The sequence below is a fragment of the Streptomyces sp. NPDC104307 genome, from assembly GCF_055584045.1.
On sequence record NZ_JBVJMU010000015.1, the window covers coordinates 25,268 to 42,799 of the forward strand.

The window sequence follows — 17,532 nt, forward strand, 5'->3', positions numbered from 1 at the left end:
AACGAACACGGGGGTTCGTCAAAGCGGTGCACATGGGTGTGTGCCGCGGTATCAGAAGCAGACAAGGCAAGGGGCCGCGGCAGATGGCTGGACTCGCACTGGATGGGTCAAACCCCGACGTCAGCCTGCTCTACGACATCAACGGGCTCGCCAAGTCCGCTCCGACCTGGTTCGACAAGGTCATGGAGTTCATCGGCGAGTACGGGATCATGCTCGGCATGGTCCTGGTGGTCCTGTGGTGCTGGTGGAGTGCCCGTCGGCGCGGGACCCCCGAGGACTCGGTGACGGCTGTCTCCGGAATCGTGTGGGCGCCGCTCGCCGCGGGCATCGCCCTGCTGATCAACATCCCGATCCGCGGCTTCGTCGAACGGCCGAGGCCGTTCAAGGACCACCAGGGGCTCGAAGTCCTGGTGGACGGGAAGAACGACTTCTCCTTCGTGAGTGACCACGCCACGATGGCGATGGCCCTCGGCGTCGGGCTCTTCGTGGCGAACCGCAAGTTCGGCATCGCGGCCATCGGGCTCGCGTTGCTGGAGGGTTTCTGCCGGATCTACATGGGCGTTCACTACCCGACCGACGTGATCGGCGGATTCGCCCTCGGCACGGCTGCGGCGCTGCTGCTCGCCCCGCTCGCGATGATGCTGCTGGCCCCCCTCGTGGGTGCCGTCTCCCGGTCTCCCCGGGCGGGCAGGCTCGTACGGTCGCGCCGGGCGCTGTCGGCGGCGGGGACCGAAAGCCGGGGCGAGGCGCTCGGGATTCCCGAGCCGCGGCCGGGCTCCGGCGGTGGCGGTGACGGCGAGAAAGGGCTCGCGGCGTAGAAACGCGGAGTCCTGAGGTGGGTCCTGACGCGGGTCGTCGTGCGGAGTCGTGACGCGGAGTTGTGCGGGGCTTCCTGGCCGGGAAGCCCCGCACGGCCGTTCAGAGCGACTGCGGGTACGTGAAGGCGCCGTCCGGGTCGTACCGCTTCTTCACCTCGCCCAGGCGGGCGGCGGCCGTGCCGTAGTAGGCGTTCCGCCAGTCCGTCAGTGCCGGGTCCGCGTAGTTCTGGTAGGCCGCTCCGGATGCGTACCGGCGCAGCGTGGAATGGGTGTCTTTCAGCCAGTTCTGTTGTGGGCGGCCCGATGTGCCGGGGCGCCAGGCGCCGATGTACTGGGCGAGCACCCGTGAGTTCCGATGGACGAACGCCGTGGCCTGCGCGTCCACCCGGTTGATGGCCCCGCCCAGTGCGGTGAGCGCGATCGATCCGCCGCCGCCCTCGGCCGTACCGAGCCGGGTGAAGGCCTCCGTCCGGTCGAGGAGGGCCTGGACGCCGGCCGGGGACAGCGCGTGGTCGTAGAAGTCGGACGCGGCCGCGTACGTCTCGCGCTGGAGCGTGCCCTGCGAGGTGCGGCCGGGCGTGGTGCCCGGCAGATGGCACTGGGCGTCCGTGATGCCCGAGCAGCCCGCGTACACGAGCATCGCCTCCTGGTAGCTGCGGCGGCGCAGCGAGACGGAGGAGGCGGGCGCGCCGATCCGGTCGGCGAGGCGGTCGACGGCGTTCTGCAGGTCGCTGTACGTGCCGAGGCTGAAGGCCGAGACCGTCACGGTCGGGTTTCCGCCGCCGGGGCCCGCCGCGAGGTGTGCGGAGGACCAGATCTCGTCCGGCTGGTCCGGCCCCCACTCCTGCCAGGCGGTGATGACGGAACGGGCGCGGGACCAGGGCCAGGACATGTACGCGGTGACGGTCTGCGGGGCCGGGCGGGTGCGGAAGCGGAGTTCGGTGACGACGCCGAAGTTGCCGTTGCCCGCGCCGCGCAGCGCCCAGAAGAGGTCCGGGTGGTGTTTGGCGTCGACGGTGAGGGTCTTGCCGTCGGCGGTGACGATGGTCGCGGCGGTGAGACTGTCGCAGGTCAGGCCGTATGCGCGGGCCGCGACCCCGTGGCCGCCGCCGAGGGTGAGGCCGGAGATCGCGACCGTGGGGCAGGAGCCGCCGGGGATGGTCACGCCGTGCGCGGCGAGGCCCTGGTAGACGTCGAGGAGCCGGGCACCCGCGCCGATCGTGCCGTCCCCGCCGACGCGGGAGAGTGACGAGACGTCAATGACGAGCCTGCCGTCACCGCTCGACCAGCCACCGTAGGAGTGGCCGCCGCTGCGGATGGCGACGGGCGTGGAGCTGCGCCGGGCGAAGGCCAGGCACTCGCGGATGTCGTCCTCGTGCCGCACGTAGGCGACCGCGGCCGGTTTCTGTTTGTCGTAGCGGGTGTTGTAGAGCTGACGGGCGGTCGGATAGGACGCGTCGTCGGGGCGTACGACGGAGCCGTCGAGGCTCTTGGCCAGCGCCGGCCAGTCCGCCGGGCCGGAGGGCGCGGTCGTCGACGGGGACGCGGAGGTGCCTGCGGGCGACGGTCCGCCCGTCCTCGTGGCCGGGGTCGAGCCGCCGGTGGGCGTGGAGGATCCGGTGTCGTCGCAGGCGGTGGCGGTGACGCCGGTGAGTGCGGCGGCGGCGCCCGCGGTCAGGAGGGTGCGCCGGTTCGGCAGGGTCATCGGACCTCCGGGGTGGGGGGAACGGGTCCTCGTGGGGTGCGGCCGGTGGTCCGGTCAGGGGGCGGCGCGGTGTGCGTCGGCGTCGGCGCGGGCCCGGTCGCGGGATCTCCGGGCCGGTCCGGACCAGCCGCAGCCGCATCGGGCGGTGCAGAACGAGCCGCGTTCGACGGTGGTGGGTTCGTGGGCGGGCCGGGCCGGTGGAACCTCTGCGGTGTGTTGGTCATACACGCGTCCACGGTACTGGGCGGGGCCGTCCGGCGGTGAGGGGTGGGCGGGCGGCGTTACGGGGGACAGGGGCCGTCGTTATCCGGAACGGGTGGGGGCTCGGGCAAACGGCACGGCGTTGGGGGTTGGCAGGCGATGGTGGTGCAGCAGCACAGATCCGGAGGCGGGGCGCGCGCTGTGTGCGCCCTCGCCGCGATGGGCGTGATGGCGGCGGCCGCCGGTTGCTCGGGCGGTGGCGGCGACCGGGCCGCGTCCGACGACCGGTCCGGGCCCGGAGCCGTCGAGGCGGTGCGGCAGGCGGCCGCGGTCCTCACCGGGACGGACGCCGACGACGCGTCCCCCGCCCGTGTCACCGGGAAGCCCGCGGTCACGGGCTGGGCCGAGGACCCGTCCGCCCCCGCCGGGGCAAGACCCGACGCGGGCACGAAGTCAGGCGCGGGCACGGAGTCCGACACGGGCACGAAGTCCGGCGCGGGCGCGGAATCCGACGCGGGCACGGAATCCAGCGCGGGCACCACCGCCAAGGTGAGTACGTCGATGGAGACGGCGGCGGGCGGTACCCGGGTCACGATCAGGGGCCGGGGGACGTACGACTTCCGTAGCCGGTCCGGCCGGCTCAAGGTGGTGCTGCCGCAGGACGCCGTGGGCAAGGAGGAGCACCTGCCCATCACGGAACTGCTGGCACCCGGCGCGCTCTACATGATGAACCGAGGCGCCGGGGTGCCCAAGGACAAGTGGGTCCGGATCGACACGACGGCCCTGGCCGACGGCAATCTGGTGACCGGCGGTGCGACCGATCCGGTGGCCGCGGCCGAGCTGCTGCTCGGGGCGCGTGCGGTGACGTACCTGGGCGAGAGCGATCTGGCCGGGGTGACGGTGCGGCACTACCGGGGGACCACCGACATCGGGCGGGCCGCGCGGCAGGCGCCGGCCGCCTCACGGGGCGCGCTGACGGCGGCGGCGAAGGGGTTCCGTACGGACACCGTGCCGTTCGACGCGTATCTGGACGAGCAGGGGCGGCTGCGCAAGGTGCGGCACCGGTTCAGCTTCGCCAACGAAGGGCCCGCGGTGGAGGTGGTGTCGACGACCCTGCTGTACGGGTTCGGGGTGCCGGTGTCCGTGAAGATCCCGGCCGGGCGCGACATCTACACCGGTGAGATCCGGCAGGGGCAGCAGCCGTGACCGCCACGGACGGGCTCTGTCAGGGGCTGTGCCGTAGGCATCTCGCTGAGGCGAAATGGTCCGTCCGTGCCATGCGCGGTGTGTGGTGCGCTCCCTACCCTAGGAAGTCGGCGACGGCAGTGAGAGGTGAGTGACGTGGTGACGCTCAGCGCACGGACCGTATCGGACCATGTGGCACTCGCCGAGATCGAGCTGTGCGGGGAGCTGATGATCGCGGCGTCGGCGGCGATCGGGGAACGCCTCAGTGCGGACCGTATCGACGAGGTGCTCGATGTGAAGGTGATCACTGAACGCACCACCGTCCCCCGGCAGGGAGAGCACCGGGGCTGACGGGGGGCGGGCAGGGCGGGGGCGCGGGGCGGCACTCCGCGCGGGAGTAAGCAGTGGTGGCTCAGGTGCGCAGCAGTCGGGCGATGGCCTTGGTGGCCTCCTCGACCTTCGCGTCGATCTCCTCGCCGCCCTTGACGGCCGCGTCCGCGACGCAGTGCCGCAGGTGCTCCTCCAGCAGCTGGAGCGCGAAGGACTGGAGCGCCTTCGTGGACGCGGAGACCTGGGTGAGTATGTCGATGCAGTAGACGTCCTCGTCGACCATGCGCTGCAGGCCGCGGATCTGGCCCTCGATGCGCCGCAGGCGCTTGAGGTGCTCCGCCTTCTGGTGGTGGTAGCCGTGGATGCCCCGGTCGTGATCGGTGACGATCTCGACCGCCGGAACGGCGGCGTCCGCCGGGGTCCCGGCGTCCGTGGCATCCGGTGACCGGTCCGCCCCGGCGGCCTCGGTGGTGGTCATTGCTGCCTCCCGTTTTCCCTTTACCCTGCCGTTTATATACCCCTGGTGGGTATATCCTAACGAATTCAGCTGAAACGTGACCGGGGTCCCGTGCTGATCACTGTGCCTGATGCGCGACACTGAATAATGCCGGTTAGCCGTGGCCGGATGATGCGCCTAGCATCAGCCTGACCGAATCCAAAGCACCCCGAGGACCCCACGTGCGCTTTCGTCTGACCCCCAGGGAGACGAGCTTCTACGACATGTTCTCCGCGTCTGCGGACAACATCGTCACGGGCTCGAAACTCCTGATGGAACTGCTCGGGGCGGATTCTGCCTCCCGAGTCGAGATCGCGGAGCGTATGCGGGCAGCGGAGCACGCGGGGGATGACGCCACCCACGCGATCTTCCACCAGCTGAACTCCTCCTTCATTACGCCGTTCGACCGCGAGGACATTTACAATCTCGCGTCGTCGCTCGACGACATCATGGACTTCATGGAGGAGGCGGTCGACCTGGTCGTGCTGTACCAGGTCGATGAGCTCCCGAAGGGTGTCGAGCAGCAGGTCGAGGTGCTGGCACGGGCGGCGGAACTGACAGCCGCCGCGATGCCGAACCTGCGGACCATGGACAACCTCACCGAGTACTGGATCGAGGTCAACCGCCTGGAGAACCAGGCCGACCAGATCCACCGCAAGCTGCTCGCGCAGCTCTTCAACGGCAAGTACGACGCCATGGAGGTGCTGAAGCTGAAGCAGATCGTGGACGTGCTGGAAGAGGCTGCCGACGCATTCGAGCACGTCGCGAACACGGTGGAGACCATCGCGGTCAAGGAGTCCTGAACCACGTGGACACCTTTGTACTGATCGTGACCATCGGCGTCGCGCTCGGCTTCACGTATACGAACGGCTTCCACGACTCCGCGAACGCCATCGCCACCTCGGTCTCCACCCGGGCGCTCACCCCGCGTGCGGCACTGGCCATGGCGGCGGTGATGAACCTCGCCGGCGCGTTCCTCGGCAGCGGGGTCGCCAAGACCGTCAGCGAGGGCCTGATCGCGACGCCCGAGGGCGACAAGGGGATGGGAATCCTCTTCGCCGCGCTGGTCGGCGCGATCATCTGGAACCTGGTCACCTGGTACTTCGGCCTGCCGTCGTCGTCCTCCCATGCCCTGTTCGGCGGCATGGTCGGCGCGGCGCTCGCGGGCGGGACGCTGGTGCACTGGATGGGCGTGCTCGACAAGGTCGTCATCCCGATGTTCATCTCGCCGGTGATCGGCCTGGTGGTCGGCTATCTGGTGATGGTCGCCATCATGTGGATGTTCCGGAAGTCCAACCCGCACAAGGCCAAGCGCGGTTTCCGGATCGCGCAGACGGTGTCGGCCGCGGGCATGGCGCTCGGTCACGGTCTCCAGGACGCGCAGAAGACGATGGGCATCGTGGTGATGGCCCTGGTCATCTCCGGCCATGAGACGTACAGCGACCCGATTCCGGTCTGGGTCAAGCTCGTCTGCGCGCTGATGCTGTCGCTGGGTACGTACGCGGGCGGCTGGCGCATCATGCGTACGCTCGGCCGCAAGATCATCGAGCTGGACCCGCCGCAGGGCTTCGCCGCGGAGACGACGGGGGCGTCGATCATGTTCGGCTCCGCGTTCCTGTTCCACGCGCCGATCTCGACGACGCACGTCATCACCTCGGCGATCATGGGTGTGGGCGCCACGAAGCGGGTGAACGCGGTGCGGTGGGGTGTCGCGAAGAACATCATCCTGGGGTGGTTCATTACGATGCCGGCCGCGGCGGTTGTTGCTGGCGCGAGCTACGGGGTTGTTGTGCTGCTGTTCGGCTGACGGTGCGGGTGGTGCCCGGCGGGCGTCTTGTCCTCAATCGCCGGACGGGCTTGAGGGTGCTGGACGGGCTTGAGGGTGCTGGACGGGCTTGAAGGTGCTGGACGGGGTTGAAGGTGCTGGACGGGCTTGAAGGTGCTGGACGGGTTGATCATGTGGGTCCGCCCCGCTCTCTTGTGGAGAGCGGGGCGGACCCTTCGCCTTGTGGTGGCACCGCCATGCAGCACCCCAAGGCCGTCTGTGGGAGTGGTCCGGCTCAGCCGAAGCGGCCGGAGATGTAGTCCTCCGTGGCCTGGACCGACGGGTTGGAGAAGATCCGTTCCGTCTCGTCTATCTCGATCAGCTTGCCGGGCATGCCGACCGCCGCGAGGTTGAAGAACGCCGTGCGGTCCGAGACCCGGGCCGCCTGCTGCATGTTGTGCGTCACGATGACGATCGTGAAGCGCTCCTTCAGCTCGCCGATCAGGTCCTCGATGGCGAGCGTGGAGATCGGGTCGAGGGCGGAGCAGGGCTCGTCCATCAGCAGCACGTCCGGCTCGACCGCGATGGCGCGGGCGATGCACAGCCGCTGCTGCTGGCCGCCGGAGAGACCGGAGCCGGGCTTGTTGAGCCGGTCCTTGACCTCGTTCCAGAGGTTCGCGCCGCGCAGCGACTTCTCCACGATGTCGTTCAGGGCGCTCTTGCGGTAGTTGCCGTTCAGCCGCAGGCCCGCCGCGACGTTGTCGAAGATCGACATGGTGGGGAACGGGTTCGGGCGCTGGAAGACCATGCCGACCGTGCGGCGCACGGTGACCGGGTCGACGTTCGCCCCGTACAGGTTCTCGTCGTCCAGCAGCACCTTGCCCTCGACGCGGCCCCCGGGGGTGACCTCGTGCATCCGGTTCAGGGTGCGCAGGAAGGTGGACTTTCCGCAGCCGGACGGGCCGATGAAGGCGGTCACCGAGCGGGGTTCCACGGTCATGGAGATGTCGTCGATCGCCTTGTGGCTGCCGTAGTAGGCCGACAGTCCGCTGATGTCTATGCGCTTGGCCATCTGAATCACTGCTGCTTTCCGCCGGACCTAGCGGCCGGTCTTCGGGGCCTTCCAGCGGGCGATGCCGCGGGCCACCAGATTGAGGATCATGACGAAGGCGATCAGGACCAGGGCGGCGGCCCAGGCGCGGTCGTACGACGCGGTCTCACCGATCTTGTACTGCTCGTAGATGTAGAACGGCAGCGAGGACTGGGCGCCTTCGAAGGGGTTCGGGTTGATCAGCTGGCTGCCGAAGACCAGCAGGATGATCGGGGCGGTCTCGCCGGCGATCCGGGCGATGGCGAGCATGACGCCGGTGGCGATGCCGCCGATCGCGGTCGGCAGGACCACCTTCAGGATGGTGCGCCACTTCGGGATGCCGAGGGCGAGGGAGGCCTCGCGGAGCTCGTTCGGTACGAGCTTGAGCATCTCCTCCGTGGAGCGGACCACGACCGGGATCATCAGGATCGTCAGGGCCAGCGCGCCCATCAGGCCGGAGGGTTCGAGACCCGCGATCAGCATGATCGAGAGGATGAACAGGCCGGCCACGATGGACGGGATGCCGGTCATCACGTCGACGAAGAAGGTGACGGCCCTGGCGAGCGGGCCCTTGCCGTACTCCACCAGGTAGACCGCGGTGAGCAGGCCGAGCGGGGCGGAGATCACCGTGGCGATGCCGACCTGTTCCAGCGTGCCGATCAGCGCGTGGTAGACACCGCCGCTGTCCTCTGAGCCGAGCACACCGGCCATCGAGTGGGTCAGGAAGTAGATGTCCAGGCGTCCGGAGCCTCGGCTGACGGTCGTCCAGAGCAGCGAGGCCAGCGGGACGACGGCGATCAGGAAGCAGACCCACACCAGGCTGGTGGCGAGCCGGTCCTTGGCCTGTCGCCGGTTCTCCACGACGCTGGTCGCGACGTACGAGATCACCAGGAAGAGCAGCGCGGAGACCAGGCCCCACTGGACGCGGCTGTGCCAGCCGGCGGCCGCTCCGATGCCGACGCCCAGGGCGATCGAGACGGCGGCGAAGCCGAGCGGTGCCAGGCGGGGCAGCGTGCGGCTGCTGAGGCTGTTGTGCCGTGCGGGCGGTATCGGCGTCTGCCGGTCCTGGACGCTGGTGGATGCGTGGCTCATGCGTTGGCCCCCGAGTACTCCTTGCGGCGGGCGATGATGAGCCGCGCGGCGCCGTTGACCAGCAGGGTGAGGACGAAGAGGACCAGGCCGGAGGCGATCAGGGCGTCCCGCCCGAACGCGTCGGCCTCGCCGAACTTCGCGGCGATGTTCTGGGCGAACGTCCCGCCGCCCGGGTTGAGCACGTGCAGCGAGATGAGGAAGTTCGGCGACAGCACCGTGGCGACGGCCATCGTCTCGCCGAGTGCCCGGCCCAGGCCCAGCATCGACGCGGAGATCACGCCGGAGCGGCCGAAGGGCAGCACCGAGAGGCGGATGACCTCCCAGCGGGTGGCGCCGAGCGCGAGCGCGGCTTCCTCGTTCATCTTCGGGACCTGGAGGAAGACCTCGCGGCTGACGCTGGTCACGATCGGCAGGATCATGATCGCGAGCAGGATGCCGACGGTGAAGAGCGAGCGGGCGACGCCGACCTCGGTCTTCTCGAAGACGTACGTCCAGCCGAAGAACTGGTCGAGCCAGAGGTTCAGGCCTTCCAGGTACGGCACCAGGACGAGCGCGCCCCAGATGCCGTAGACGATGCTGGGCACCGCGGCGAGCAGATCGACGACGTACGCGATCGGTCCTGCCAGCTTGCGCGGCGCGTAGTGCGAGATGAAGAGGGCGATGCCGACAGCGATCGGAACCGCGATGACCATCGCGATGATCGAGCTGACGACGGTCCCGAAGAGCAGGACGGCGATGCCGAAGACGGGGGGACTGCCTGCCGGGTTCCAGTCGAAGGTGGTGAAGAAGTTGCCTTCGTCCTTGGAGATGGCGAGGGCGGCGCGGTAGCTGAGGAACACGGCGATCGACGCCATGAGCACGAGCAGCAGGATGCCGGAGCCCTGTGACAGTCCCAGGAATATCCGGTCGCCGAGGCGCCCGGCCGGCCGGGGGCGGGATCGCCCGCCCGGCCGGGCCGGTGGTGTCTCTGTCTGTGTGGTGGAAGCCATGGTCTTTCCGGTCTGTGTGGGGGAGCGGAGGGCTCCCCTGGCGGCGGTGCACCGGATGGGGGTGGTGGTGGCCGCCGGTCCGGAGGGGTGTGCCGGACCGGCCGCCTGTTGCGTCTACATCTGGGTTGCGTCTTGCGTGGGGTGCGGCCGGGTTACGAGAGGCCGGCGACCGTCTCGCGGACCTTGGTGTTGATCGCCTCGGGGATCGGGGCGTAGCCGGCCTCGGTGAGGAGCTGCTGGCCCTCGGTGGAGGCGGTGTAGGTCAGGAAGGACTTGACGGTGCCGAGGGTGTCGGCCTTGTTGCCGGTGTCGCAGACGACCTCGTACGTCACCAGGACCAGCGGGTAGGCGCCCTCGGCCTTGGTGGTGTAGTCGAGGTCGAGGGCCAGGTCCTTGCCGGTGCCCGTGACCTTGGCGGCGGCGATGGCCTTGGAGGCGTTCTCCGAGGAGGCCTTGACCGGGGTGGCGCCGCCGGTGTTGATGTCGACCGTGGTGATCTTCTGCGAGGCGGCGTAGGAGAGCTCGAAGTAGCCGATCGCCCCGTCGACCGCCTTCACCTGGGTGGCGACGCCGGAGGAGCCGGACGCGGCCTGGCCACCGGGGGCCGGCCACTTCTTCTCGGCCTCGTACTTCCAGTCGCTCGGGGCGGTGGCGGCGAGGTACTTGCCCAGGTTCTGGGTGGTGCCGGAGTCCTCGGAGCGGTGGAAGGGCTGGATGGCCTTGTCCGGGAGCTTGGCGCCGGGGTTGAGCTTGGCGATCGCCTCGTCGTTCCACTTCTTGATCTTCGTGTCGAAGATCTTGGCGAGGGTGGGGGCGTCCAGCGTCAGGCTGTCGACACCTTCGAGGTGGAAGCCGACCGCGATCGGGCCGCCGACCATCGGGAGGTTGATGCCCTGGCCGGTCTTGCAGATCTTCTTCGAGTCGGCGACCTCCTCGGGCTTCAGCGCCGAGTCGGAGCCGGCGAAGCCGACGGTGCCCTGGTTGAAGGCGACGATGCCCTCGCCGGAAGAGGAGGAGTTGTAGTTGATCTCCACGCCGGAACAGGCGGCCATGTAGTCCTTGACCCACAGGTCCATGGCGTTCTTCTGGGCGCTGGAGCCGGAGGCGCGCAGCTGGCCCTTGGCGCCGTCGCACTTGACGTTCGAGGCGGCCTTCGTCTTGCCGCCGCTGCCGCCGGTGTCGCCGCCGCTGTTGTTGTCCGAACCGCACGCCGTGAGGACCAGGGCGCCGGAGACGGCGAGGGCACCGAGCGCGGTGGCACGAAGCCGGTTCTTGCGCTGAAGCTTCACTTTCGGGTGTTCCTTCCAGGAGCCGCCGCGGTTGATCTCGTTCTACGACGGCGTGCGAGGTGGTGGGTCGTGCGGAAGTCATTGCCGGTGCGGTCTGTGCCTCGCACCGTGTACTGCCGAAATTAGGCAGAACAGGTGAAGCGGTTTGCGGGGGTGAGTGAACGGAGGGTGAACCGTGCGGGGCGGCCCGGTTCCGCGTGGCGGGGAGGGTGGTGGCACGTCGGGGAGCCGGGTTCCGCGTGGCGGGTAGCCCGGTGGCGCCTCGGGGCCCGGCTCACGCGAGGGCGGCCCGGACCCGGGCACGGGTTCCGTCCTCGAACGCCGGACGGGCCGGGGTTGCCGGGTTACGCGTTCGGCAGGGTGCGCAGGGACCGGGCCGTGTCCAGCAGGGCGCGGTCGCGCGGCTGGGTCAGGCGGGCGCGGGCGGCCTCCGGCGGGAGCCACAGCACGGCGTCAACCTCCCGGTTCGGCACGAAGGAGCCCGCGGTCGCCTCGGCGGACCAGTAGGTGACCTCCTTCGGGCGCCCGTTCGCGACGTACCGGACCATGGGCAGCACGGCGCCCGGCACGCAGTGGTGACCCGTCTCCTCCAGTACCTCGCGCAGCGCCGCGTCCCTCGGGGACTCGCCGCGCTTCAGCTTGCCCTTGGGGAAGGACCAGTCGTCGTATCGCGGCCTGTGTACGAGACAGAGCTCGACGCCGACGGCGGGCGTGCCTATATCGGCGGCCGGGGCCGGGCGGCGCCAGAGCACGCACCCCGCCGCCCGGACCGTGCCGTTCACCGTGCGGTCACGGCCGCCGCGTACGGCCAGGTCTCCCGGAACACCGCCCGTGCCGCCGCCACCTCGTGGCGCTGGTCGGCGTGCAGCACGCCCAGGGCGTACGCGGTCGCCGGTGCGATCCGCGGCGTACGGGCGGCAGAGGCCGCCGCTGCGGCCGCCTCCGCCGCGTCCCGGTGCAGATCGAGGGCGTGGACCGGGCCGGCCAGGACCGGCTCCGGGGCGCCGCGCACCACCTCGTGGGCGTACCGGTGCAGGCGCAGCAGCAGCCGGGTCCGGTGCCAGTTCGCGTCCTGCGCCTCGTTGTACGGCTCGGCCGCGGTGCCGGAGGCGAGGGCGGCCACCGCGCCGAGCAGTCGCTGTTCGGCCCGGTCCGCGGGCTCGGCCAGCAGCTCGGCGGCGGGTGCGGAGGCCGCAGGAGCGAGCGGGACCTCGGAGGCGAGCAGCGCGACGGCGTCGGCCACCGCGTGGAAGCGGGAGGAGCCGAGGGCCTGGAGTGCGGCGGAGTGCGCGCGGGTCCGGGCGAGGGTCAGCTGCCGTTCCAGCAGTGCGCCGGCGCGCGCCGCACCGACGCCGAGGCCGGCGCGCGCCTTCGTGGAGTTCGTGGCGCCGTCACCGGAAGAGGTGCGGGCCGCCGGCAGGGGCGTCCCGGACAGTCCGTGCAGTGCGTCCAGGAGCCGGTTCAGCCGGTCCGCGTACGCGTGCTCGCGGGCCAGGGTGCCGGACAGCCAGGCCAGTTCGGTGCGCAGCTGCTCGGCCCAGAGCGGGTCGAGCCCGGCGCGGAAGGTGTGCAGGGTGCCGCCGATCCGGCGGGACGAGCGGCGCAGCGCGGCGGCGGCCTGCTCCGCGGCCTGCGGACCGGCGTCCGTGGGGGCACTGTTCTCGCGGTGCAGGCGCAGACTCCGCAGGAAGTCCGCTGCCTGCGCCCGGAGATACGGTGCGAGCACCGCCCCCGCGGTCACGTCCGTCTGGGTCTGGTGGTCAGGGCGTCGCACGCCGGCGCCTCCGGGCGTCAATGAGCATTTCCTGTACGTGCCGCAGCGGCCGGCCCTCCGCGTCCGTGGCGTGCCGGGTCCAGTTCCCGTCGGGACCCAGGTGCCAGGAGGAGGTGGTGTCGGCCATGCCCGTCTCCAGGAGGCGGCTGAGCGCGGCCCGGTGGGCGGGGTCGGTGACCCTGACGAGGGCCTCGATGCGGCGGTCGAGGTTGCGGTGCATCATGTCGGCGCTGCCGAACCAGACTTCGGGTTCGCCGCCGTTGCCGAAGGAGAACACCCGGGAGTGTTCGAGGAAGCGGCCGAGTATCGAGCGGACCCGGATGTTCTCCGAAAGGCCGGTGACGCCGGGGCGGATCGCGCAGATGCCGCGTACCCAGATGTCGACCGGGACGCCTGCCTGCGCGGCCCGGTAGCAGGCGTCGATGATCGCTTCGTCGACCATCGAGTTGACCTTGATGCGTACGTAGGCGGGGCGGCCGGCCCGCTGGTGCGCGATCTCCTTGTCGATCCGGGCGATCAGTCCGTCGCGCAGCGACTTGGGGGCGACCAGCAGCCGGCGGTAGGTCTCGCGGCGGGAGTAGCCGGAGAGCCGGTTGAAGAGGTCGGAGAGGTCCGCGCCGACCTGCGGGTCGGCGGTGAGCAGGCCGAGGTCCTCGTACAGCCGGGCCGTCTTGGGGTGGTAGTTGCCGGTGCCGACGTGCGAGTAGCGGCGCAGGGTGTCGCTCTCCTGGCGGACGACGAGCGAGAGCTTGCAGTGCGTCTTGAGGCCGACGAGCCCGTAGACGACGTGGCAGCCCGCCTCCTCCAGCTTGCGCGCCCACTTGATGTTGGCCTGCTCGTCGAAGCGGGCCTTGATCTCGACGAGTACGAGGACCTGCTTGCCGGACTCGGCGGCGTCGATGAGGGCGTCCACTATCGGGGAGTCGCCCGAGGTCCGGTACAGGGTCTGCTTGATCGCGAGGACGTCCGGGTCGCCCGCCGCCTGTTCCAGGAAGGCCTGGACGGAGGTGGAGAACGAGTCGTACGGGTGGTGCAGCAGCACATCGCGTTCGCGCAGGGCGGCGAAGATGTCGGGCGCGGAGGCGGACTCCACCTCGGCGAGGTCGCGGTGGGTGCCCGCGATGAACTTGGGGAACTTCAGCTCGGGCCGGTCCAGCGACGCTATGCCGAACAGCCCGGTGAGGTCGAGCGGTCCGGGCAGCGGGTAGACCTCGGCGTCGGACACCTTCAGCTCGCGGACCAGCAGGTCCAGCACGTACGGGTCGATGGACTCCTCGACCTCCAGCCGGACCGGCGGGCCGAAGCGGCGCCGCATCAGCTCCTTCTCCAAGGCCTGGAGGAGGTTCTCCGCGTCGTCCTCCTCGACCTCCAGGTCCTCGTTCCTGGTGACCCGGAACATGTGGTGCGCGAGCACCTCCATGCCCGGGAAGAGCTCCTCCAGGTGGGCGGCGATGACGTCCTCGATGGGGACGTAGCGCTGCGGGGAGGCCTCCAGGAAGCGGGTCAGCAGCGGCGGGACCTTGACCCGGGCGAAGTGGCGGTGGCCGCTGACCGGGTTGCGTACGACGACGGCGAGGTTGAGCGAGAGGCCGGAGATGTACGGGAAGGGGTGCGCCGGGTCGACGGCCAGGGGGGTCAGTACGGGGAAGACGCGCTGCCGGAAGAAGGTGAACAGGCGGGCCTGCTCCTTCTCGGTCAGCTCCGGCCAGCGGATCAGCTGGATGCCCTCGTCGGACAGGGCGGGGGCGACGTCCTGCTGGTAGCAGGCGGCGTGCCGGGCCATGAGTTCGCGCGAGCGGGTCCAGATCAGGTCGAGGACCTCGCGGGGCTGGAGCCCGGACGCGGAACGGGTGGCGACACCCGTCGCGATGCGGCGTTTCAGGCCCGCCACCCGGACCATGAAGAACTCGTCCAGGTTCGAGGCGAAGATGGCGAGGAAATTAGCCCGTTCGAGGAGGGGGGTCGAGGGGTCCTCGGCCAGTTCCAGAACGCGTTCGTTGAATGCGAGCCAGCTGCGTTCGCGGTCCAGGAACCGGCCCTGCGGCAGCTCGTCCCCGTCGACATCGGGCTCGTACGCGTCCGCGTCGGCGTCGATGTCGGGGTCCAGATCGGCCGCCGTGGACAGGGTGGAGCCTGCGTGCGCGGGGGCGGCGACGGCGTGCGGCCGGTGGGCGGCGAGGGAGCCGACGGACGGCTGAGCGGCGGGCTGGACCGGGACCTCGGAGCTGGGCTGCTGGCTCATGGGCCCATTCTTCCGCGCGGAGTGCTCCGGGGGCGCGTCGGAGGGGGGTGAGATCGCGGAGATCGCACGGTCGGCGCGTTCTCTGCCGGGAATTCTCCCGTTGCGGGGGGACGGCACAGCTGGCTGCATCCTGAGAGGGTCGCAAGGGCGTCTGAATGCCCGGTAACGGCGACATGACATGCAGGAAGCGGTGTGGCCGTGTCCGGGGGGCGGATGCGGCCCCGGACACGGCCACCGGGTGGCCTCGCGGCCGCTCAGCCGTGGCTGCGGCGCAGCACCCGGAACGTGACGGCGACGGTGACGGCCGCGAGGACCAGCAGGATGCCGGTCTCGACCAGCTGGAGCGGCCAGAAGTGCCCGGCCGGGTGGTAGTCGACGTACTGCGAGACCGCGCCGTGCCGGACCATGCACGCGTCGACGTCGTCGGCCCCGGAGCAGGTGGTGCCGCCCAGCCGGGTGCCGCCGCCGGTCAGCCAGCCGACGGAGACGTCGGAGGCCGCCGACGGGTACCGGACCTCCCGCCCGAGGGCCGTGGTGTCCGTCCGCATCGGCCACAGGCCGCCTCGTACGGCGTTCATGACCACGACCACGACGGCGTACGCGGCCGCCGTGACGGCCATCGCGGGCAGCGTGCGCCTGACCAGCACCGCGGCGAGGGCGCCGAGGGCCAGGCAGAGCAGGGCGTAGCCCACCGGGGCGGGGCCCATCGCCCCGTACACCTGCGGCTCGAACCACTGGACCGGGTAGTTCGTGCCGCGCGCCCGGGACCAGGCCCAGCCGTAGACGGCGGACAGCACGGAGACGCCGGCCACGGTGAGGACGGCGGGCACGGCGAGCTTCGCGGTCAGCCAGCGGGCGGGGCTGACGGACTGGCTCCAGGAGAGCCGGTAGGTGCCGTCCTCCAGCTCCCGGCCGATCATCGGCCCGGCGACGAACATGCCGAACGCCGCGGGCAGCACCATCATGGCGACGCCCGCGTACCCGAGCAGGTGGTTGAAGTACAGCTCGACGCTGAGGAAGTGGCGGACGGCGATGCCGCAGCCGTGGACCGTGTGCCGGACCGAGCAGCCGGTGTCGTCGAAGGTGGTGGCGGCGGCCGACGTCACCCACCAGGCCACGCCCATCAGCACGATCCCGGTGAGCGCGAGCGCCCCGGTGATCCACAGGGTGCGGCGGTGCTGGAGTACGACGACGCGGGCCGGTCCGCGCAGGGCGAGGGTGCTCATGCCGCGCTCACCGCCGCCCGGGTTCCGGCCGCCGCGCTCGGCGTGAGCAGCGGGGGCGCGTCGGGGGAGCGCAGGTGTGCCAGCAGCAGTTCCTCCAGTGACGGTTCCGCGGTCTCCCAGGCGGCGGTGTCCACCGGGCCCTCCTTCCGGACGAGTGCGGTCAGCCGCCGTCCCGTGGTGCGTGACTCGACGACGGTGTGCGGGGCGAGGTCCCCTGCCGGGCCGGTGAGCAGGGTGTGCGCGGTGAGCAGCTCTTCGGTCTCGCCGCCGAGGCGGACGCGGCCGCCGTCGACGAGCAGCAGGTAGTCGCAGGCGCCCTCCAGCTCGGCGAGGATGTGCGAGGACATCACGATGGTGGTGGAGCGCTCGGCGGCCTCGGCCATCAGGGCGCCCATCAGCTGGTGCCGGCCGAGCGGGTCGAGGTCGGCCATGGGCTCGTCCAGGAGCAGCAGTTCGGGCCGCTTGCCGAGGGCGAGGGCCAGGGCGAGCCGGGTGTGCTGGCCGCCGGACAGGGTGCGGACCCTGGCGTCGCCGGGCAGCGGCTCCGTGATGCGCTCCGCGACGCCCTGGTCCCAGGTGTCGGGGTTCAGCTCGGCGCCCGCCCAGAGCGTCTCATTGACCGTCAACTGCGGGTACAGCGGCTTGTCCTGAGCCACGAACGCCATCCGGGCACGGGCGTCCCCGGGCGTCGTGCCCAGTACGCGTACGGTGCCCTCGGCCGGCCGCAGGAACCCCGCCGCCAGGCTCAACAGGGTCGACTTCCCGGCACCGTTGGGACCGACGAGCGCGCATACGCGTCCGGCGGGCAGCCGGAACGAGCAGTCGCGCAGCGCCCAGCCCCCGCCCCTGCCCCGGTACTTCATGCCGAGGCCCTCGGCCTCGATCGCAGCGCCTGTCATCCGGCCTGTTCTCCCTCGAAGGTCTTGTTCAGTACGGCGGTGAAGAGCGCGTTCACGTCGTCCTTGTCCAGTCCGGCCGTGCGGGCCCGGCGGGCCCAGTCGGCGAGTTCGGCGCGCAGCGGGGCGTCGTCGGCGGCCGCCGCGCCGCCGAGGGTGCGGGTGACGAAGGTGCCGAGCCCGCGCCGCGCCTCGACCAGCCCTTCGCGCTCCAGCTCGCGGTAGGCCTTGAGCACGGTGTTCGGGTTGATGGCGGTGGCCTCCACGACCTCGCGTGCGGTGGGCAGCCGGTCGCCGGGCTTCAGCAGGTTCAGGCGCAGGGCCTGCTTCGTCTGCTGGACGATCTGGAGGTACGTGGCGATGCCGCTGCGCCGGTCGATGCGGTACTCGACTGCTGCGGGCTGTGCCATGTTCACCCCTTTCACTAATTGAGT

The 17,532-nt window shown here is 70.7% G+C and carries 18 protein-coding genes; 5 read left to right on the plus strand and 13 right to left on the minus strand.

The window, feature by feature from the left end:
• Positions 1–83: 83 nt before the first annotated feature.
• Complete coding sequence (locus ACZ601_RS29435) at positions 84–818, plus strand: phosphatase PAP2 family protein (RefSeq protein ID WP_440578743.1); 735 nt, start codon at positions 84–86, stop codon at positions 816–818.
• Positions 819–918: 100 nt separating this feature from the next.
• Here ACZ601_RS29435 and ACZ601_RS29440 read toward each other — a convergent pair whose 3' ends face one another.
• Both ACZ601_RS29440 and ACZ601_RS29445 read right to left on the minus strand, forming a co-directional pair.
• Positions 919–2,523 carry an FAD-binding oxidoreductase gene (locus tag ACZ601_RS29440; RefSeq protein WP_469543607.1) on the minus strand — a complete coding sequence of 535 codons (1,605 nt, stop codon included), beginning with the start codon at positions 2,521–2,523 and terminating at the stop codon, positions 919–921.
• Between the two features lie 54 nt (positions 2,524–2,577).
• Positions 2,578–2,751, minus strand: a complete 174-nt coding sequence (locus ACZ601_RS29445) for a hypothetical protein (protein WP_469543609.1) — start codon at positions 2,749–2,751, stop codon at positions 2,578–2,580.
• Between the two features lie 132 nt (positions 2,752–2,883).
• Here ACZ601_RS29445 and ACZ601_RS29450 point away from each other — a divergent pair, with 132 nt between their 5' ends.
• Complete coding sequence (locus ACZ601_RS29450; protein ID WP_469543612.1) at positions 2,884–3,930, plus strand: SCO4651 family lipoprotein; 1,047 nt, start codon at positions 2,884–2,886, stop codon at positions 3,928–3,930.
• A 135-nt stretch (positions 3,931–4,065) separates the two neighbouring features.
• Positions 4,066–4,260, plus strand: coding sequence for a hypothetical protein (locus ACZ601_RS29455; RefSeq protein WP_123527661.1), 195 nt, complete (start codon positions 4,066–4,068; stop codon positions 4,258–4,260).
• 61 nt (positions 4,261–4,321) lie between these two features.
• Here ACZ601_RS29455 and ACZ601_RS29460 read toward each other — a convergent pair whose 3' ends face one another.
• Complete coding sequence (locus tag ACZ601_RS29460; protein ID WP_469543615.1) at positions 4,322–4,717, minus strand: metal-sensitive transcriptional regulator; 396 nt, start codon at positions 4,715–4,717, stop codon at positions 4,322–4,324.
• Positions 4,718–4,917: 200 nt separating this feature from the next.
• Here ACZ601_RS29460 and ACZ601_RS29465 point away from each other — a divergent pair, with 200 nt between their 5' ends.
• Both ACZ601_RS29465 and ACZ601_RS29470 read left to right on the plus strand, forming a co-directional pair.
• Positions 4,918–5,538, plus strand: coding sequence for a DUF47 domain-containing protein (locus ACZ601_RS29465; protein ID WP_024493297.1), 621 nt, complete (start codon positions 4,918–4,920; stop codon positions 5,536–5,538).
• 5 nt (positions 5,539–5,543) lie between these two features.
• The gene (locus ACZ601_RS29470; protein WP_469543618.1) at positions 5,544–6,542 is read left to right on the plus strand and encodes an inorganic phosphate transporter; all 999 of its coding nucleotides are present in this window, start codon (positions 5,544–5,546) and stop codon (positions 6,540–6,542) included.
• A gap of 253 nt (positions 6,543–6,795) precedes the next feature.
• Here the strand turns inward: ACZ601_RS29470 and pstB are convergent, their stop codons facing one another.
• The 10 genes from pstB to ACZ601_RS29520 all read right to left on the minus strand — a co-directional run bounded on the left by pstB (position 6,796) and on the right by ACZ601_RS29520 (position 17,508).
• Entirely contained in the window at positions 6,796–7,572 is a 777-nt protein-coding gene (gene pstB / locus ACZ601_RS29475) for a phosphate ABC transporter ATP-binding protein PstB (RefSeq protein ID WP_311304167.1), read from the minus strand.
• 27 nt (positions 7,573–7,599) lie between these two features.
• Entirely contained in the window at positions 7,600–8,682 is a 1,083-nt protein-coding gene (pstA, locus tag ACZ601_RS29480; protein WP_469543622.1) for a phosphate ABC transporter permease PstA, read from the minus strand.
• Complete coding sequence (gene pstC / locus ACZ601_RS29485) at positions 8,679–9,671, minus strand: phosphate ABC transporter permease subunit PstC (RefSeq protein ID WP_469543625.1); 993 nt, start codon at positions 9,669–9,671, stop codon at positions 8,679–8,681. The genes pstA and pstC overlap by 4 nt, the downstream gene beginning before the upstream one ends.
• A gap of 152 nt (positions 9,672–9,823) precedes the next feature.
• On the minus strand, positions 9,824–10,960 hold the full coding sequence (gene pstS, locus ACZ601_RS29490; protein WP_440577425.1) for a phosphate ABC transporter substrate-binding protein PstS: 1,137 nt from the start codon (positions 10,958–10,960) through the stop codon (positions 9,824–9,826).
• Positions 10,961–11,304: 344 nt separating this feature from the next.
• Positions 11,305–11,742: an NUDIX hydrolase gene (locus ACZ601_RS29495; RefSeq protein WP_469543629.1), complete on the minus strand. Its 438-nt coding sequence runs from the start codon at positions 11,740–11,742 to the stop codon at positions 11,305–11,307.
• Entirely contained in the window at positions 11,739–12,734 is a 996-nt protein-coding gene (locus tag ACZ601_RS29500) for a CHAD domain-containing protein (protein WP_469543631.1), read from the minus strand. Before ACZ601_RS29500 ends, ACZ601_RS29495 begins: the two co-directional genes overlap by 4 nt.
• Positions 12,721–14,976, minus strand: a complete 2,256-nt coding sequence (locus ACZ601_RS29505; protein WP_469543634.1) for an RNA degradosome polyphosphate kinase — start codon at positions 14,974–14,976, stop codon at positions 12,721–12,723. The genes ACZ601_RS29500 and ACZ601_RS29505 overlap by 14 nt, the downstream gene beginning before the upstream one ends.
• Before the next feature lie 254 nt (positions 14,977–15,230).
• Entirely contained in the window at positions 15,231–16,202 is a 972-nt protein-coding gene (locus ACZ601_RS29510; protein WP_469543641.1) for a hypothetical protein, read from the minus strand.
• Positions 16,199–17,101, minus strand: a complete 903-nt coding sequence (locus ACZ601_RS29515; RefSeq protein ID WP_469543644.1) for an ABC transporter ATP-binding protein — start codon at positions 17,099–17,101, stop codon at positions 16,199–16,201. The genes ACZ601_RS29510 and ACZ601_RS29515 overlap by 4 nt, the downstream gene beginning before the upstream one ends.
• Complete coding sequence (locus ACZ601_RS29520; RefSeq protein WP_440579352.1) at positions 17,098–17,508, minus strand: GntR family transcriptional regulator; 411 nt, start codon at positions 17,506–17,508, stop codon at positions 17,098–17,100. The genes ACZ601_RS29515 and ACZ601_RS29520 overlap by 4 nt, the downstream gene beginning before the upstream one ends.
• Positions 17,509–17,532: the final 24 nt, after the last annotated feature.

Bases quoted from the DNA above. Each gene is read 5' to 3' on its own strand.
- pstC (WP_469543625.1), bottom strand. From the start codon at position 9,671: ATGGCTTCCACCACACAGACAGAGACACCACCGGCCCGGCCGGGCGGG.
- pstA (WP_469543622.1), bottom strand. From the start codon at position 8,682: ATGAGCCACGCATCCACCAGCGTCCAGGACCGGCAGACGCCGATACCG.
- ACZ601_RS29510 (WP_469543641.1), bottom strand. From the start codon at position 16,202: ATGAGCACCCTCGCCCTGCGCGGACCGGCCCGCGTCGTCGTACTCCAG.
- ACZ601_RS29440 (WP_469543607.1), bottom strand. From the start codon at position 2,523: ATGACCCTGCCGAACCGGCGCACCCTCCTGACCGCGGGCGCCGCCGCC.
- ACZ601_RS29460 (WP_469543615.1), bottom strand. From the start codon at position 4,717: ATGACCACCACCGAGGCCGCCGGGGCGGACCGGTCACCGGATGCCACG.
- ACZ601_RS29450 (WP_469543612.1), top strand. From the start codon at position 2,884: ATGGTGGTGCAGCAGCACAGATCCGGAGGCGGGGCGCGCGCTGTGTGC.
- ACZ601_RS29505 (WP_469543634.1), bottom strand. From the start codon at position 14,976: ATGAGCCAGCAGCCCAGCTCCGAGGTCCCGGTCCAGCCCGCCGCTCAG.
- ACZ601_RS29520 (WP_440579352.1), bottom strand. From the start codon at position 17,508: ATGGCACAGCCCGCAGCAGTCGAGTACCGCATCGACCGGCGCAGCGGC.
- ACZ601_RS29515 (WP_469543644.1), bottom strand. From the start codon at position 17,101: ATGACAGGCGCTGCGATCGAGGCCGAGGGCCTCGGCATGAAGTACCGG.
- ACZ601_RS29435 (WP_440578743.1), top strand. From the start codon at position 84: ATGGCTGGACTCGCACTGGATGGGTCAAACCCCGACGTCAGCCTGCTC.
- pstB (WP_311304167.1), bottom strand. From the start codon at position 7,572: ATGGCCAAGCGCATAGACATCAGCGGACTGTCGGCCTACTACGGCAGC.